This window comes from Lichenibacterium minor (assembly GCF_004137685.1).
GTDB classification, from domain to species: Bacteria; Pseudomonadota; Alphaproteobacteria; order Rhizobiales; family Beijerinckiaceae; genus Lichenihabitans; species Lichenihabitans minor.
In genome coordinates this window covers 1-15,425 of sequence record NZ_QYBB01000066.1, presented here as the reverse complement: position 1 = coordinate 15,425, position 15,425 = coordinate 1, and the positions used below count along the sequence as shown (strand labels likewise).

At 73.0% G+C, this 15,425-nt stretch carries 14 protein-coding genes; 9 read left to right on the top strand and 5 right to left on the bottom strand.

The window, feature by feature from the left end:
• Window positions 1-181: 181 nt before the first annotated feature.
• Both treZ and D3273_RS29745 read right to left on the bottom strand, forming a co-directional pair.
• Window positions 182-2,044: a malto-oligosyltrehalose trehalohydrolase gene (gene treZ / locus D3273_RS25495; protein WP_129229774.1), complete on the bottom strand. Its 1,863-nt coding sequence runs from the start codon at window positions 2,042-2,044 to the stop codon at window positions 182-184.
• Between the two features lie 133 nt (window positions 2,045-2,177).
• On the bottom strand, window positions 2,178-2,312 hold the full coding sequence (locus D3273_RS29745; RefSeq protein WP_281011413.1) for a hypothetical protein: 135 nt from the start codon (window positions 2,310-2,312) through the stop codon (window positions 2,178-2,180).
• A gap of 123 nt (window positions 2,313-2,435) precedes the next feature.
• Here D3273_RS29745 and D3273_RS25490 point away from each other — a divergent pair, with 123 nt between their 5' ends.
• Together D3273_RS25490 and D3273_RS28515 are read left to right on the top strand one after the other, a co-directional pair.
• Window positions 2,436-2,678, top strand: a complete 243-nt coding sequence (locus D3273_RS25490) for a hypothetical protein (protein ID WP_129229773.1) — start codon at window positions 2,436-2,438, stop codon at window positions 2,676-2,678.
• Between the two features lie 93 nt (window positions 2,679-2,771).
• Entirely contained in the window at window positions 2,772-2,909 is a 138-nt protein-coding gene (locus D3273_RS28515; RefSeq protein WP_165359694.1) for a hypothetical protein, read from the top strand.
• A 74-nt stretch (window positions 2,910-2,983) separates the two neighbouring features.
• On the opposite strand, the gene D3273_RS25485 is transcribed toward D3273_RS28515, so the two are convergent.
• Window positions 2,984-3,919 carry an NAD(P)/FAD-dependent oxidoreductase gene (locus D3273_RS25485; protein WP_129229772.1) on the bottom strand — a complete coding sequence of 312 codons (936 nt, stop codon included), beginning with the start codon at window positions 3,917-3,919 and terminating at the stop codon, window positions 2,984-2,986.
• Between the two features lie 123 nt (window positions 3,920-4,042).
• Between D3273_RS25485 and D3273_RS25480 the strand changes: the two genes are divergently transcribed.
• Window positions 4,043-4,414, top strand: coding sequence for a thiol-disulfide oxidoreductase DCC family protein (locus tag D3273_RS25480; protein ID WP_129229771.1), 372 nt, complete (start codon window positions 4,043-4,045; stop codon window positions 4,412-4,414).
• Window positions 4,411-5,646: an FAD-binding domain-containing protein gene (locus D3273_RS25475; protein WP_129229770.1), complete on the top strand. Its 1,236-nt coding sequence runs from the start codon at window positions 4,411-4,413 to the stop codon at window positions 5,644-5,646. The genes D3273_RS25480 and D3273_RS25475 overlap by 4 nt, the downstream gene beginning before the upstream one ends.
• A 43-nt stretch (window positions 5,647-5,689) precedes the next feature.
• On the opposite strand, the gene D3273_RS25470 is transcribed toward D3273_RS25475, so the two are convergent.
• Window positions 5,690-7,954: a hypothetical protein gene (locus D3273_RS25470; RefSeq protein ID WP_129229769.1), complete on the bottom strand. Its 2,265-nt coding sequence runs from the start codon at window positions 7,952-7,954 to the stop codon at window positions 5,690-5,692.
• Between the two features lie 118 nt (window positions 7,955-8,072).
• The gene (locus tag D3273_RS25465; RefSeq protein WP_245501389.1) at window positions 8,073-8,936 is read right to left on the bottom strand and encodes a type 1 glutamine amidotransferase; all 864 of its coding nucleotides are present in this window, start codon (window positions 8,934-8,936) and stop codon (window positions 8,073-8,075) included.
• A gap of 314 nt (window positions 8,937-9,250) precedes the next feature.
• Between D3273_RS25465 and D3273_RS25460 the strand changes: the two genes are divergently transcribed.
• The 5 genes from D3273_RS25460 to D3273_RS28925 all read left to right on the top strand — a co-directional run.
• A complete protein-coding gene (locus tag D3273_RS25460) occupies window positions 9,251-9,958 on the top strand; it encodes a carbonic anhydrase (protein ID WP_129229768.1) in 708 nt (235 codons plus the stop codon).
• Window positions 9,958-10,854, top strand: a complete 897-nt coding sequence (locus D3273_RS25455) for a bestrophin family protein (protein WP_129229767.1) — start codon at window positions 9,958-9,960, stop codon at window positions 10,852-10,854. The genes D3273_RS25460 and D3273_RS25455 overlap by 1 nt, the downstream gene beginning before the upstream one ends.
• A 291-nt stretch (window positions 10,855-11,145) precedes the next feature.
• Window positions 11,146-13,584, top strand: coding sequence for an EAL domain-containing protein (locus D3273_RS25450; RefSeq protein ID WP_129229766.1), 2,439 nt, complete (start codon window positions 11,146-11,148; stop codon window positions 13,582-13,584).
• An 88-nt stretch (window positions 13,585-13,672) separates the two neighbouring features.
• Window positions 13,673-14,833: a cell division protein ZapE gene (zapE, locus tag D3273_RS25445; RefSeq protein ID WP_245501388.1), complete on the top strand. Its 1,161-nt coding sequence runs from the start codon at window positions 13,673-13,675 to the stop codon at window positions 14,831-14,833.
• A 386-nt stretch (window positions 14,834-15,219) separates the two neighbouring features.
• Window positions 15,220-15,425, top strand: a 206-nt coding sequence (locus D3273_RS28925) for a cupin domain-containing protein (protein WP_207210901.1), incomplete at its 3' end; no start/stop codon positions are given.

Sequence of the window (15,425 nt, the reverse complement as noted above, 5' to 3'; positions counted from 1 at the left end):
AAGGCCGGATACGTTTGTGCAGACAGATCAAGCTGAACCCGAGAAACCACTTGCCGACGGGGCGGGCCATACGTTTTCGACCGGCGGGCGTTCGTTCACGGGGTTCCGGGCCGGCCGGCACCCGGCGGTGCCGCGGCGGCGCGCGGTCGGGGCTTCCGACCGCCGGCCCACCTCGGCGGCCCTACTTGCCCTTCAGGACCAGGAGGGTGTTGGCGGGGAGGTGCCACCCCTTCTCGGTTTCGAACACGGCCGTGCCGGTGCCGCCGTAATCGGGCTCCTCGCTCGACCACAGCACCTCCCAGGTCTTGCCGCGCGGGGGGGCCACCAGGGGCTCGGGGAAGCTCTTGCGGTCGATGTCGCGCCCGAGGTTGACGATCATCAGGCGGTCGTCGCCGTGCGACTCGAAGAAGCGCAGCACGAAGGCGTCCGGCCCGATCACGGCGCCGTCGGCGGCCGGGCGGTGGTGGGACGAGAAGGCCCGGTCGGTGCGTCGCAGGCGGAGCAGGTCGCGGTGCATCGCCACGATGGGGGCGTTCAGTTCGGCTTCCCGCCAGTCGAGCTTGCAGCGCTCGAAGGTGGAATCGGCTTCGGGATCGGAAAGCTGCTTCTGCCCGGACGCCGTGGCGAGCGAGGGGAAGTTCGCCATGTACTCGTGCCGCCCCTTGCGCACCAGCGCGGCCAGCTCGGGCTTGTGGTCGGCGAAGTAGAGGAAGGGCGTCGAGGCCCAGAACTCCTGCCCCTGGAACAGCATGGGCGTGCCGGGCATCAGCAGCGACAGCGCCGTGAGCGCGCGGGCGCGCGGGTGGCTGGTGAGCTGGTGAAGGCGCCAGCCCCGCGCCGCGTTGGCCACCTGGTCGTGGTTCTGCACGAAGGTCACGAAGGCGTCGGGCTTGAGGTCCAGCGCCAGCACGCCGCGCGGCTTGTTGTGGCCGCCATAGGTCTGGCCCTGGAACAGGTAGCCGTATTTCGCCGCGGAGATGAACTCCTGCGGCGTGCCTTCGAAGTCGGCATAGTAGAACTCGTTGCGGCCCGTCGCCGCCACCATGGCGGAATGGTGCAGGTCGTCGTTCCACACGCCGTCGAGCCCGTCGCCGCCCTGGTCGAGCGGGCGCACGAGGTCGGAATCCTGCGGCTCGTTCTCCGCCACGATGATGATGTCGCGCCCGCCCGCTGCCTCGCGCGCCGCGCGGGTCAGCGCCGCCACCACGTAGTCGTCCGAGTCGTCGTAGATGTTCTGCGTGGCGTCGAGCCGGAGGCCGTCGAAATGATACTCGGCGATCCAGTAGGCGGCGTTCGAGATGGCGAGGTCGCGCATGCCGGTCGCGTTCGGCCCGTCGTAGTTCAGCGCTTCGCCCCATTCGGTGGAATGGCGGTCGGTGAAATAGTCCTGGCCGAAGGCTTTGAGGAAGTTCCCGTCCGGGCCGATGTGGTTGTAGACCACGTCGAGGATCACTCCCAGGCCCAGCGCGTGGGCGCGGTCGACGAAGCGCCGCAGGTCGTCGGGCTTCCCGTAGAGGTGCGTGGGGGCGAACAGGTCGACGCCGTCGTAGCCCCAGCCGAAGCGGCCCGGAAACTCGTTGACCGGCATCATGTTGACGACGGTGACGCCGAGGTCCTTGAGGAAGGGCAGCTTTTCGGCCGCCGCCGCCCAGGTGCCCTCGGGCGTGAACGTGCCGACGTGCATCTCGTAGAGCACCTGGCCCACGATGGTGACGCCCCGCCACGCGCCGTCCGTCCACGCGAAGGCGTGGGGGTCGACCACCTGGGACGCGCCCATCGGCCGCTCGGGCTGCGAGCGCGACGCCGGGTCCGGGTAGAGCGTGCCGTCGCGGCTCAGGCGGTAATGGTAGCGCGCCCCCGCCTCGACGTCCGCCACCACGGCGGCGTGGTAGCCGTCCCGCTCGGGCTCGAGCACGTGTTCGGCGCCGCCGTCCAGCACCAGCGTCACGGCCGGGTGGTCGGGCGCCCAAACGCGGAACGAGCAGCCGCGGTCGAGAAGCTCGGCCCCCATGGGAAAGCGCCGCGCTGAAGGCCGTGTGGTCATGCGTCGATCCTCGATTCCGACTCGCCGCGCCGCCGAATGCAGGATTCGGCCCAGGCGACCTGTCAGAACGATCCCGGCGCCGACTGGTTCGCGCGAAAGGGACGGACGGAGAGGGAAAGAAACGGCCGGAGGGCTATTTCTTGCGGCGCTTCGGCTTCGCCGCGGGGGCCGGTGCCTCGTCGGCGGGCGGGGCCGCGGGCTTGGGCGGCGCCTTGGCGGGCTTTGCCTTGCCGTCCTCGGGCTCGATGTCCACGTATCTGATCGCCATCGCGCATCCGCTCCCCGATGCCGCGCACCATCGCCGGCGGCGGTTACCATTTCGTCGGCGCCCGCCTTCCGGCCGATCCCGTCGGCCACCGCCCCTGCCGACACGACGAGGATATGCCCCCCGATGCCGATCACCTATCACGTCGTGGTGGCCTTCGGGCGCGACGAGGAGGGCAACCTCGTCCCCATGGAGCCCGCCGAGGCGCCCAATGCCGAGAGCGCCCGCCGCCGCGCCCAGGCGGCGGCGGCCAAGCACGCCGGGGCGCTGGCCTTCAGCCGCACCGGCGACCCCAACACGGGGGACTTCGACGAGGCCAAGCTGACGGCGAGCTACGGCGACGTCGACATGAGCCTGCTCGGCGAATAGCGCGCGGCCCTGGCGAAACAGGCCGGTCCGGTTCTATGCTGCACCGGTCGGCGCGCCTGCCGACGTCACGCGAACGTCGACGGAGGGACCGCCATGGCCAAGGGAAACAACCAGAAGAAGGAAAGCAAGGGCAAGCCCAAGAAGGACGCCAAGGCCAAGCCCGACACGTCCACGTCGGCCGCCGGCCTGATGACCCGCGGCTCGACCGAGCCGATCGGCAAGAAGAAGTAGCTTTCGCGCGCCGCGCCGCCGGCGGCCCGGGCGACGGCCCAGCGCCGCTCCGGCGCTCACCCGGCCAGGATCGTTCACCCGGCCAGGATCGCCCCCGCGAGCCGGTGTCCCGACACCCAGGCGCATTCGACCCGCGGGCCGAGGAGCCAATCGCCGCAGACGCCCAGCTTGAGGCCGGCGTCCCACAGGTCGTCCCGCCCGAGCGCGCCTGAGCGGGCGTAGCGCCAGCGGTGCGCCGCCGCCGCCGCGGGGTCCGGCAGCGGGCCGCCCGCAACCTCGGCCAACGCGGCGAGCAGACCCGGCAGGACGGCGGCGGGGCTCGCTTCCAGGTGCTCGCGCGACCATTCGGGGCTCGCCTGCACGACCCAGGACTCCGGGCCGGACCGCCCCGGCTTGGCCGAGTCCCGGGCCGCCCAGCCGATGGGCCCGCGCCGCTTCACCACGTCCCCCGCGATCGGCAGGCGGGACGGGAAGGCCGCCATGACGGTCCAGCAGGGCTCGGCCGGCGTGGCGTCGGCGGCGTCGGCGAAACCCGGCGCGAAGGGGCGCACCAGGGCACCGGCCTGCTCGGCCGGCATCGCGACCGCCGCCGCGTCGAACGGGCCGGCCTCCCACTCTTCGCCCGACAGGCGCCACCCGTCCCCGTCGCGCGACAAGCGCTCGACCCGCGCCGAACACGTCACGTCGAGCCCGGCCGCCAGCGCCTTGGCGGGGGCGTTCATGCCGGGCACGCCGACCCAGGCGTCGTCGCCCGCTGCCGGCCAGGGCGCCGCGAGCCCGTCCCGCGCCCACGCGTCCAGCTGGCGGCGGAAGTCGGGATCGCGGGCGGTGAAATATTGGGCGCCGTGGTCGAAACGCGCCTCGCCCGATGGCGTCGCGACGCGGCGGTGGGACAGCCGCCCCCCGGGGCCGCGCCCCTTGTCGAAGAGCGCCACGGCGTGGCCCGCGTCGCGCAGCCGCACCCCGCAGCTCAGGCCGGCCAAACCCGCCCCGACGATCGCGATCCGCATGCCCATCCTCCGACCCCCGCGCCCGAGCGCCCCGCGTCCCGCCCGATCCGGGCGGACGAAATGTCCGCCGGGATCGGGCCCCGGCGTGCTCGATCTAGGGCCCGCCCGCCCCATGTTCGAGCTATGACGACACTCACCGTATGGTTCGACGGCGGTTGCCCGCTATGCCGGCGCGAGATCGCCCTGATGCGGCGGCTCGCCCCGCCCGGCGCGATCCGCTTCATCGACCTCGACGACGGGGACGCCGATTGCCCCCTCGACCGCGGCCGCCTCCTGGCCCGCTTCCACGCGTTGGAGGACGGCCGGATGGTGTCGGGCGCCGCCGCCTTCGCGGCGATGTGGCGGTCCATCCCGCGGCTGCGCCCCTTGGGCCTCGCGGCCCGCAACCCCCTCGTGCTCGCCGGGCTTGAGCGGCTTTACCGCGCGTTCCTGCGCGGGCGTCCGAGGCTCCAGCGCTGGGTCGCGCGCCGCGACGCGCGGCGGGCCGCCGCATGAGCGCCGTCGAGGCCGACGGGATCACGCCCGTCTTCACCGCCACCCGCGCCGAGGCTCTGCGCCGGCTCGACGCCTTCCTGCCGCGCGCCGGCCGGGCCTACGCGGACGGCCGCAACGCCGATGCCGGGCCGGACGCCGAGCGGAGCGTGTCGGCGCTGTCGCCCTACCTGCGCTACCGCCTGCTGGTGGAGCGCGAGGTGATCGCCGCCGCGCTCGACCTCCACGGGCCGCACGGCGCCGACAAGTTCGTGAGCGAGGTGCTGTGGCGCACCTACTTCAAGGGCTGGCTGGAACTGCGGCCCGCCGCCTGGTCGCGCTTCCTCGCCGAGCGCGACGCGGGGCGGGACGCGATGGCGCGCTCGGGCGGGCTGGCCCGCGCGGTCGCCGCCGCCGAGGAGGGCCGCACCGGCATCGAGGGCTTCGACGACTGGGCGCGGGAGCTCGTCGCCTACGGCTACCTGCACAACCATGCGCGCATGTGGTTCGCATCCATCTGGATCTTCACGCTGCGCCTGCCCTGGGCGCTCGGCGCCGACTTCTTCCTGCGCCACCTCGTCGACGCCGACCCGGCATCCAACACCCTGTCGTGGCGCTGGGTGGCGGGGCTGCAGACGCCCGGCAAGACCTACCTCGCCACGGCCGACAACATCGCGCGGTACACGTCCGGCCGCTTCAGCCCGCGCGGGCTGGCCGCGGAAGCGCCGTCCCTGACCGAGGAGCCGCTGCCCGGCCCCCGCGCTCTGCCGGGCCCCGAGCCCGTCCCCGCGGGGCGGGCGCTGCTGCTGATGCACCCGGAGGACTTCGGGCCGGAAAGCTTCGCGCCGGAGGGGACGGTGGTGGCGGGCGCGCTGGCGGCGACCGGCGGCTCCGCGCACTGGCCCTGGGGTCCGGCCGCGCGTCGCTTCGTCGATGCCGCGGCGGAAGATGCCGCCGAACGGGCCCGGGCGCGCTTCGGCTGCGACGCGGCCGTGCTCGACGGCATGGACGCCGAGGGTGTGGTGGCGGCCGCGCGGGCCGCCGGCGCCCGCATGGTCCTGGCGCCTCACGCGCCGGTCGGCCCGGTCGCGGACGCCCTGGCGGCGCTGGCGGGTCCCCTCCGGGATGCCGGCCTGCCGCTGGTGCGCCAGCGCCGGCCCTGGGACGAGAAGCTGTGGCCCCTCGCCACCAAGGGCTTCTTCCCGTTCCGCCAGCACAGCCCGGCGGTGCTGGCGGAGGAAGGGGTGCGGCTGTGAGCGCGGCCGCGCTGTCGGACCTTCGGCCCGCATCCTCCAACGCTCAGCCGCCGGAGCCCACCCTCCAGGAGGCCGGGCAGGCGCCGCTGCCGCAGCGCGTCTGCAGCGCCAGTTCCTCCACCCCGTCCGGCACGTCGAGCGAGACCGATCCCGCTTCGGCTTCGGGATCGAGGCAGGCGCTCCACAGGGTCGTCCGCGTGCCGTCGGCGGGCATCGCCGCGAAGCAGACCCGCCGCGACGCCCCGTCGTCGAGCCCGTAGCCGAGCGTCACGCGCCGCGTCCCGCCGGCCGCCGGGATGCCGGCCAGCGGCAGGCTGAGCGTGCCCGACGCCGGAGCGGCGATGCGCCCTGCCGGCGCGGCCGGGAGCGGCGCGGGGCCGAGGCCCGACACGTCGAGGCTCCGCAGCGTCACGGCGATCTCGGGCGCGTAGAACCATTGCCCCGCCGACGAGGTCTCGACGGCGAAGCCCGCCACGCGCCGCGCCGCGCCGGCGGCGCGGCCGGCCGCCAGCGCCTCGTAGTCGGACGCGTTGTCGACGAGCGGCGACAGGAGGAAGCCGGCGGTCGCCAGCGCCGGCACCAGCCGGAAGCGCCGCACCGCGCCGTCGTCGAGCGTCACCGCGAGCGTGAGCAGGGGCGGCCGGAACAGGGCGGACAGGATGCGTCCGGCCAAGTTCGGCCGCACGTCGACCGTGGCCCAGGCCGGCCCGCCGCCGACCGGCACCGTCCCGCCGAAACGCGCCACGGCGTCGCGCACGGGCCCCAACGGCAGCGGAGCCGGCATCGCGCGTCGCTCCAGCGCCACCAGGCCGCCGATGCGGTGGTCCGGCCGGTAAAGGCGCAGAAGGTCCGGCCACAGCGGGCCCTCGGCCAGCGCGGGGAAGCGGCTGTCGATCCCCATGTAGCCTTCCGGGGATTCCGGTCCGAACAGCACCCACCGTGGGGCGGCGGAGCCCTCCAGGAAGGCCCGGTTCCCCGCGGCGAGGGACGCGGTATAGGTGGAATATTCCTGGAAGCTCGGTCGTCCGCGGTAGTCGAGTCCCGCCGCCAGCACGGCGGTCTGGGCCGAGGGGAGGATGTCGACCGTCCCCGGCAGGTCGCCGAGCGGCATGGCCTGCGCGATGCCCGCCCAGGCCGAGGCTTTCCTGGCGTCGAGCCGGGCGCGGAAGCTTGCGGGATCGCGCAGAGCATCCCAGCCGGCGGCGGCCTGGTCCGCCACGACGCCCGGCGCGTCGGCATAGAGCCGCGCCAGGGCGGCGCCGCGCCCCTCCCGCAGGCTCTGGCGCACCGTGACGATGGGCTCGTAGACCAGCACCACCAAGCAGGCCGCCGCGGTGACGCCGAGCGCAGCGTGGCGGGGCAGGCGGCTCCACGCCAGCAGGGTGCCGAGGAGCGCGAGGCCGGTCCAGGCGATGGTGGAATGCATGTCGTGCCGGATGAAGCCCGCCTTGAACAGGAACAGCAGCGCCACCCCGAGCCCGGCCGCCGCCGGCCAGCGCCCGGGGCCCCGCGGCGCCAGCACCGCGGTGGCGAGGAGCGCCAGCGCGGACAGGACGAAAGACTGGAGGTCCCAGTCCGGGCCGTCGACAGCCATGGCGGCGGCGTAGCCCGCCACCACCTCGCCCTGCGTCGCCGCATAGGCGGGGAGGTCGGACAGGCGCTGGCCGTAGAGCAGGGCGCCCGCCGCGATGCCCAGCGCGAAGAGCGGAAGAAAGCGGGGCACGCGGCGGCGGGCCAGGCCCGCACCGTCCGCCAGGGCGAGCAGCGGCAGCGCCGCCAGCGGGAAGCTCATCTTCACCATGGCGGTGAGGCCCAGGGCGGCGGCGCCGAGCCACGACGCGGCGACCTCGGCCCGACGGGGCTCGCGGCGCAGCGCCAGCAGGAGCACCGGGAAGGGCAGGGCGAGGAACAGCGCGTCCGGCGTGCCGCGCGCCGCGGCCAGCATCAGCGCGCAGGCGGCCGTGCCCTCGCATGCGGCGCGGCCGGGCCGGCGGGCCGCGACGAGGAGCGCGGCGCACCAGCCGAACAGCGCCGAGAAGCCGAGCTGCAGCGGCACCGTGCGGATGAGCCAGGCGGCGTTGAGGTAGCCCGTCACCACCGGCGAGGCGGGGCCGTAGGTGAAGGCCGTGTCGAGGCCGAAGCGCGCCGGCCGGTCGGCCGCTTCCCCCATCACCGCTATCCAGGAAGGGTCGATGCCGGCGCGGGGCAGGGCGGGCGTGAGGGGGTGGAAGACGAAAACGGCGGCGAAGCCGCCCAAGACCACGGCGGAAACCAGCGTGGACGCCAAACCTTTCACACCGTCCCGCATCGGTCCTTCGGCTCCACCCCGCGACGCGGGGAAAACCGGTCACGGGCAGGGTGTCGACCGCAAATCCGACCGAAACATGGACATACCGTCGTCGTGGGAGAAAATCCCACGTAAGGGGTCAGCCCCGGCCGCGGCGCGCCCGGGCGGGCTCCACGAGGTGGCGCAGGGCGTTGCGCAGTTCCGTGGACCGGCGTGCGCCCTCCGCCACTTCGCGGTCGACGCCGAGCCTCCACGCCACGTCGAGCCGGTCCGGCTCGCGGCCGAGGGCTTCGAACAGCCCGGCCTGGGCTTCGACGTCGGCCTCGCTCCGCGCGAGACCCCGCTCGACGAGCCCCTCCTTCTGCCTGCGGATCGCCTGGGCGAGCTGGTCCAGCGGCAGTTCGGGGTGGTACTGCACGCCCCAGAACGTGCCGGCGCCGCAGCGGATCTCGGCCGCCTGCACCGGCGAGGCGGCGTTGCCGGCGAGCCGCGTCGCGCCCTCGGGCGGCAGCGCCTCGACCTCGTCGCCGTGCACCGCGGGCGCGTCGAAGGCGGCGGGGCGGCCTTCGAGCAGCGGGTGACGGGCGCCCTCGGGGGTGGGGGCGATGCGGCGGGCGAGGCCCACCTCGTGGCCGTCCGGGTTGCGCCGCACCGTTCCGCCCGCGGCCGCCACGGCGATGTGCAGGCCCGCGCAGGATCCGAAGCTCGGCACGCCCGCGTCGAACACGGCGCGCATGAAGTCCACGTTGGCCCGGACTTCGTGGTTGTCGTGGTAGACGTGGAGCGGCGAGCCCGACAGGAACACGCCGTCGTAGGCGTCGAGCGCCTGCGGCAGGCGGCCCGGCTCGCCCGGCCGGAAGATGTCGAAGCGGGCATCAGGCGCCAGCGCCCTCAGGGCGTCCATGTAGGTTTCCCCGCTGCTGCGGCCTGTCGCGCCCCGCCGGGCGTCGCGCGCCTCCTCGGGCTCGCTTTCCGCGATCAGCAGGTTCAAGGGTTTGGTCAAGCGGGGGCTCTTTCGGGTGCGGCGCGGCGGGGCTTCGACGGCTCACCCCGTGACATGGGGGCGGGGCGGCCGAAACGCGACCGGGGCGCGATGCGGCATGGGGCGCCCCCGGATCCCCATGACCAAATGTTCATCCGGCCGTTCCCGGGGTGGATAGCGACGGGATCTCAACGGGATGGAGGTTCGACGCGGCGCCCCGCGCTGTGCCGCGCCCCGCGCGCCCAGAACCGGGCCCCGGCTTCCCGCATTGCCATGTCGCAGTGCAGCGTGGATCCTCGCGCGGCACGCCGCCCCGCCGCCCAACGGAGACCCCGATGCCCGGATCCCACGCCGCCCCGCCTTCCCCGGTGGATGACGACCCCGTCGAGCGGCTGTTCGACGGCGTGCGCGAGTTTCGCGACAACGTGTTCCCGGAGCGGCGCGAACAGTTCGAGCAGCTCGCCAAGGCCCAGAACCCGCGCATCCTGTTCATCACCTGCGCGGACAGCCGGGTGGTGCCCGAGATGATCACCCAGACCGAGCCCGGCGAACTCTTCGTGTGCCGCAACATCGGCAACATCGTGCCGGCCTACGGCGAGATGATGGGCGGCGTGTCCGCCGTCGTGGAATATGCCGTCGTGGCGCTCGGCGTCACCGACATCGTGGTCTGCGGCCATTCCAACTGCGGCGCGATGGCGGGCCTGATCCGCGGCGACGAGGCGTTGAACAAGATGCCGACGGTGCGCTCCTGGCTGCGCAACGCCCACGCGGCGCGCAGCGTCGTCGAGGTGCTCCACCCCGAACTCGACGGGGACGACAAGATTCAGGCCCTCGTCGAGCAGAACGTCGTCACCCAGCTCCAGCACCTGGGCACCCACCCGACCGTCGCGGCGGGCGTCGCCAGCGGCAAGCTGGAGCTGCACGGCTGGGTCTACGACATCGAGACCGGCGCCATCCACCTGCACGACGCGGCGCAGGGCCGGATGGTGCCCTTCGAGGAAAGCCAGGGCAACCAGGCCTTGAAGCGGAAAGCCTCCACCTGATGGTCGTCGTCGACAAGTTCCGGATCACCGACACGTTGCGCGAGGTGTGGCGCCCCCTCGTGGCGCTGTTCCTGCTCGATTCGCTGGTCACGGTCGCCTACGTGGGGCTCGGCTGGACCTGGATCGTGCCGGCCGGCCTGCCGCTGCCGCTGCTCGGCACCGGCCTCGCCGTGTTCCTGGGCGTGCGCAACAACACCGCCTATGCGCGCTGGTGGGAAGCCCGCACCCTGTGGGGCGCGGTGCTGAACAATTCGCGGTCCTACGCCCGCACCCTCACCCTCCTGGTGGTGCCGCCCGAAGCGGCGGTGCTCCGCCACACGCTCGTCCACCACCAAATCGCCTGGGCCCACGCGCTGCGCTGCTTCATGCGCCGCGAGGACCCGACGCACGACATCTCGCCCTTCCTGCCCGCCGAAGCGCTGGCGCGGGTGACCCAGGCCGCCAACCCGCCCTTCGCCATCCAGCGCGAGATGGCGGAGCTCCTGGTCCGGGCGCGGCGGGACGGCTGGCTGGACAGCATCGAGGCCGGCGCCGTCAACGCGACGCTGACGGCGCTCACCGATTCGCAGGGGGGGCTCGAGCGCATCCGCAACACGCCGATGCCGCAACAATACGCCGCCTTCTCGCGCGTCTTCGTCACGGCCTATTGCTTGATGCTGCCCTTCGGCATCGTGCCCGACCTGAACGTCCTGACGCCGCTCGGCTCCGCGGTGATCGGCTTCGTGTTCCTGGCGCTCGACCAATCCGGCCGCCACCTCGAGGACCCCTTCATGCGCTCGGTCTACGACGTGCCGATGAGCGCCATCACCCGCACGGTCGAGATCGACCTGCGCCAAGCCGTCGGCGATGCCGCCGTGCCGCCGCCGCTTCATCCGGTGCGTGGCATCCTGCGGTGAGGGGCGCCGGTTTCGCAACGGACGATTCACCCTGAGGGCAGGAACATCGCGGCGCCGCAACCGGCGGCGCCGTCCTGCGATGCAATCCCCCGTGGCGGGATGACATCGAAAACCGCCCCCTGCATCCAAGGATGGCGGTCGGTGGGCATCGATGGTGAAATCGATTTCACCCGGTGAAACTCCGCATCCCGGCCGGAGGTGATTTGAGCCGAAACGGATCAATCTTTCCGCAATGCTTGGGATGCTTACCTCCGGTTTACGAGGTCGGCGGATCCGAGGTAGGGCGTTGCAATGTCGCAGACTGGTCGGCGCGTGAACGGGGTGGCGGCGGTTGCGGCGGCGACCGACGTCCTGTTGGAAGCGCTGGACGCCCTTCCGGAAGGGATCGCGATCTTCGGCGCCGACGGCGGGCTCCTGTTCTGGAACAGCCGCTACGTCGAGGTCTACGCGCATCCCCCCGGCTTTCTGCGGCCCGGCCTGCCCTTCGAAGCGGTGGTCCGGCGCATCGCCGCCAGCGGCCGGGTGCCGGTGGCGATCGGGCGCGAGGGCGAGTGGATCGCCGAGCGCCTGCGCCACCAGGCCATGCCCGAGAGCGATTTCGAGCATCGGCTCGACGACGGGCGCTGGATCCGGGTGCAGGAGAAGCGCACCCGCAACGGACTCACGGTGGGCATCCGCGTCGACATCACCGACCTCAAGCGGCGGGAAGCCTCGTTCCGCCTGATGTTCGAGACCAACCCTGTGCCGATCCTGGTGCGGGACCGCGACGGCTTCGACATGCTGGCCGTCAACGACGCCGCGCTGAAGCTGTTCGGCTACGGGCGGGCGGCCTTCCTGGCCCTGAAGGTGGGGGACCTTTGTGCCCTCGGGCGCTCGGCGCCGCTGGCCGAGGGCGCGCCGTGGCGCTGCGTGCGGGGCGACGGCACCTTCGTGGACCTGCTGCCCTATTCGTCGGACTTCGTCCATGCCGGGCGCCCCGCCGTGATCACGGCGCTGGTCGACATGACGGAGGTGCAGCGGGGCCGCGACGACCTCGACCGCACGCGCGCCTTCCTGGACAGCGTCATCGAGACCATCCCGTCGATCGTCTTCGCCAAGGACATGCAGGACGGCGGCCGCTACGTGCTGTTCAACCGGGCCGGCGAACTGCAGGCCGCCGACGATCTCGGCCGCATCGTCGGGAGGACCGATGCGGAAATCTTCCCCCCCGACCTCGCCACGCTCTTCGAGGACCACGACGCCGAGGTGATGCGGGCCGGGGCGCAATGCGAATACGAGTTCGCCGCGCCCGGGCGCGGCGGCTCGCGCCGCGTGATCCACACCCGCAAGGTGCCGATCGCCGGGCGCGCCGGGGAAGCGCCCCGCTACGTGCTGGGCGTCGCCGAGGACGTCACCGAACGGCGGGAGATGGAGCGCCGGCTCGACCGCGCCGCGCGCTTCGACGACCTGACCGGCCTGCCCAACCGCGCCGCCTTCGCGGGGATCCTCAAGGGGGCCCTGGCGGCGCGGCGCCGGACGCCCGAGGGCCTGGCGCTGCTGCTCATCGACCTCGACGGCTTCAGGGTGTTCAACGACGCCCTGGGCCACGCGGTGGGCGACGCGCTGCTGAAGGCGGTGGGCGAGCGGCTGGCGGGCGAGATGCGGGGCGACGACGGCGTGGCGCGGCTCGGCGCCGACGAGTTCGTGGTCGTGCAGTCCGGGGTGGGCGAGCGGGCCGACGCGGAAAGCCTGGCGTCGCGGCTGCTCGACCTCTTCACGCGGCCGTTCCCGGTGTGCGGCCAGGAGCTGATGGTGGGGGCCACGATCGGCATCGCGCTGGCCCCCTCCGAAGCCGCCGCCGAGGGCGGGGCGGACCTGCTGCTGCGCCACGCCGAACTCGCGCTGCAGCGCGCCAAGGCGGGCCACCGCGGGACGTTCCACGCCTTCGAGCCCCGGATGGACGAGGAGGTGCGCGGGCGCCGCGCGCTGGAGCAGGACCTGCGCGGCGCCCTGGAGCGGGGGGAGTTCGAGCTGCACTACCAACCGCAGGTCGATCTCGCCACCGAACTCGTTTCGGGTTTCGAAGCCCTGGTGCGCTGGCGCCACCCGGTCCGCGGCCTGGTCGAGCCCGGCGCCTTCATCCCCGTGGCGGAGGAAACGGGGCTGATCGTGCGGCTCGGCGCCTGGGTGCTGGCCCGCGCCTGCGCGGACGCGGCGGCCTGGCCGGTGCCGGCGCGGGTGGCGGTAAACCTGTCGCCGGTGCAGTTCATCACGCCCGGCCTGCCCGAAGCCGTGGCGGCGGCGCTGGAGCGCTCGGGCCTTCCGCCCGGGCGCCTGGAGCTGGAAATCACCGAATCGGTGCGGCTCATCGACAACGACACCAACCTGCTGGTGCTGCACGCCTTCCGCGACGCCGGCATCCAGGTGGCGCTCGACGACTTCGGCACGGGCTTCGCCTCGCTGAGCTACCTGCGCGCCTTTCCGTTCAGCAAGATCAAGATCGACCGGTCCTTCGTGAGCGACATCGGCCGCGACGAGGGCTGCCTCGCCATCGTCCGGGCGGCGACGCGCCTGGCCCGCGACCTCGGCATGGACACGATCGCGGAAGGGATCGAGACGCCGCTGCAGCTCCTGCAGCTCCGGCAACTCGGCTGCGCCGAAGGGCAGGGCTACCTGTTCGGCCGCCCCATGCCGGGCGCCGACGTGCCGGCCCTGCTGCTGGCCGAGCCGCGGCGGGTCGTTGCGGGCTGAGCCCCGCGTCGCCCTTGACGGGGCCCGGCCCCGGCGGCAAGCCCCCTCGGATGCGCCCCGGACGGCGCGCCAGCCGAAGGTGGGCGCATTGACCTCTGTTCTCGACCGCTACCGCGCCCGCGTGGCGCGGGGCGACCTCCAGGCGGATGCCGCCCAGGAGGCGGTGGCGGCGAAGCTCGACGCGCTGGCGGCGGCGCTGGCGGCCGGCGCCGCCGACAAGCCCTCGCTGTTCGGCCGGCTGTTCGGCGCCAAGCCGGAAGAAGCGCCGCGCGGCCTCTACGTCGTGGGCGACGTCGGGCGCGGCAAGACCATGCTGATGGACCTGTTCCACGAGGCCGCCGCGGTCGAGCCCAAGCGGCGCGTCCACTTCCACGCCTTCATGGCCGACGTCCACGCCCGCATCCACGCCTGGCGCGAAGCCCGAAAGCGTGGGCTCGCCAAGGGCGACGACCCGATCCCGCCCGTGGCGTCGGCCCTGGCGGCGGAAGCCCGGCTGCTCTGCTTCGACGAGTTCGCCGTCACCGACATCGCCGACGCCATGATCCTCGGGCGCCTGTTCACGGCGCTGTTCGCCGACCGCGTCGTGGTGGTGGCGACGTCCAACGTCGAGCCCGAGAACCTGTACCGGGACGGGCTGAACCGCACCCTGTTCCTGCCCTTCATCGCGCAGTTGCAGGCGCGGATGGAGACGGTGCGGCTCGATGCGGCGCGGGACTTCCGCTACAGCAAGCTGACCGAGGCCGCGACCTGGTTCGTCCCCGCCGACGCCACCGCGCGCGCGGCGCTCGACCGCGCCTTCCTGAGCCTCACCGGGCAAGCGCGGGGCCGGCCGGAGCGGGTGCCGCTGCTCGGCCGCGAGATCGCCGTGCCGGAAGCGCTCGGCGACGTCGCGCGCTTCCCCTTCGCCGACCTCGTCGACGCGCCGCTCGGCGCGACCGACTTCCTGGCGCTGGCGCGCCGCTACGGCACCGTGCTGGTCGACGGCGTGCGGGTGATGCGCCCGGACGAGCGCAACGTGGTGAAGCGGTTCATCACCCTCGTCGACACGCTCTACGACGAGCAGGTGAAGCTCATCGCTTCCGCGGAGGCCGAACCCGAAGCCCTCTACGACGCGCCGGACGGGCGGGAAGTGTTCGAGTTCCGCCGCACCGTGTCGCGCCTCGTCGAGATGCGGTCGGAGCAATATCTGGCGCTGCCGCACGGCCACGGCAGGCCGTCGGCCGACACGGGCGGGATCGCGGAAACCTGAGGGGGCGCCGACCAGATCGGAACGTCGCCTGTGGTTTCTGGGCCCTCCGGGTCCGAGGTTCGGCGGGCGTGCTCCGCGGGTCCCTTCTGCCCGGCACTATGGCGTCGTGAGACCACGGCCCTGTGACGTCGTGCCCGCCGCCCGGGTGAGATCCTGTGGGCCTGGCCTGAGGATGGGTCGGGCCCGGGAGCGAAGGGCCAGAACCTGTCAGAAACGCCATTTCTGCAATTCGGGATCGAATCCCCTTGCCTTCGATGTGCGCTCCTGCTCCGTTGTGCAACGATCGGGGCTCGCGACCGTCTGCAGATCACCATGGATCGAACTCGCGCTTTCGGGGTAGAAGAGTGCGTTCGACATTGACCTGCAGGAATTATCTGCCGGAGTGCATGGCGCACAGGCATGACTTCCACCAATTCGTGTTCTCCCTGAAGGGAGATATGCGGATCGAGGTGTCCGGTATCGAAGGATCGGTCGATCTATGTCGTGGGGTCGTCGTGCCACGCGATGCCCTGCACGTAATTGCTCACCTCCCCTGGGCTGGTGTGGTGTCGCGGGCGTCGGGAAGCGGTTGGATTTTTGGGTCGACGACGGC

Excerpts from the sequence above, each read along its gene's own strand:
- treZ (WP_129229774.1), bottom strand. The coding sequence starts at position 2,044 with ATGACCACACGGCCTTCAGCGCGGCGCTTTCCCATGGGGGCCGAGCTT.
- D3273_RS29745 (WP_281011413.1), bottom strand. The coding sequence starts at position 2,312 with ATGGCGATCAGATACGTGGACATCGAGCCCGAGGACGGCAAGGCAAAG.
- D3273_RS25490 (WP_129229773.1), top strand. The coding sequence starts at position 2,436 with ATGCCGATCACCTATCACGTCGTGGTGGCCTTCGGGCGCGACGAGGAG.
- D3273_RS28515 (WP_165359694.1), top strand. The coding sequence starts at position 2,772 with ATGGCCAAGGGAAACAACCAGAAGAAGGAAAGCAAGGGCAAGCCCAAG.
- D3273_RS25485 (WP_129229772.1), bottom strand. The coding sequence starts at position 3,919 with ATGCGGATCGCGATCGTCGGGGCGGGTTTGGCCGGCCTGAGCTGCGGG.
- D3273_RS25480 (WP_129229771.1), top strand. The coding sequence starts at position 4,043 with ATGACGACACTCACCGTATGGTTCGACGGCGGTTGCCCGCTATGCCGG.
- D3273_RS25475 (WP_129229770.1), top strand. The coding sequence starts at position 4,411 with ATGAGCGCCGTCGAGGCCGACGGGATCACGCCCGTCTTCACCGCCACC.
- D3273_RS25470 (WP_129229769.1), bottom strand. The coding sequence starts at position 7,954 with ATGCGGGACGGTGTGAAAGGTTTGGCGTCCACGCTGGTTTCCGCCGTG.
- D3273_RS25460 (WP_129229768.1), top strand. The coding sequence starts at position 9,251 with ATGCCCGGATCCCACGCCGCCCCGCCTTCCCCGGTGGATGACGACCCC.
- D3273_RS25455 (WP_129229767.1), top strand. The coding sequence starts at position 9,958 with ATGGTCGTCGTCGACAAGTTCCGGATCACCGACACGTTGCGCGAGGTG.
- D3273_RS25450 (WP_129229766.1), top strand. The coding sequence starts at position 11,146 with ATGTCGCAGACTGGTCGGCGCGTGAACGGGGTGGCGGCGGTTGCGGCG.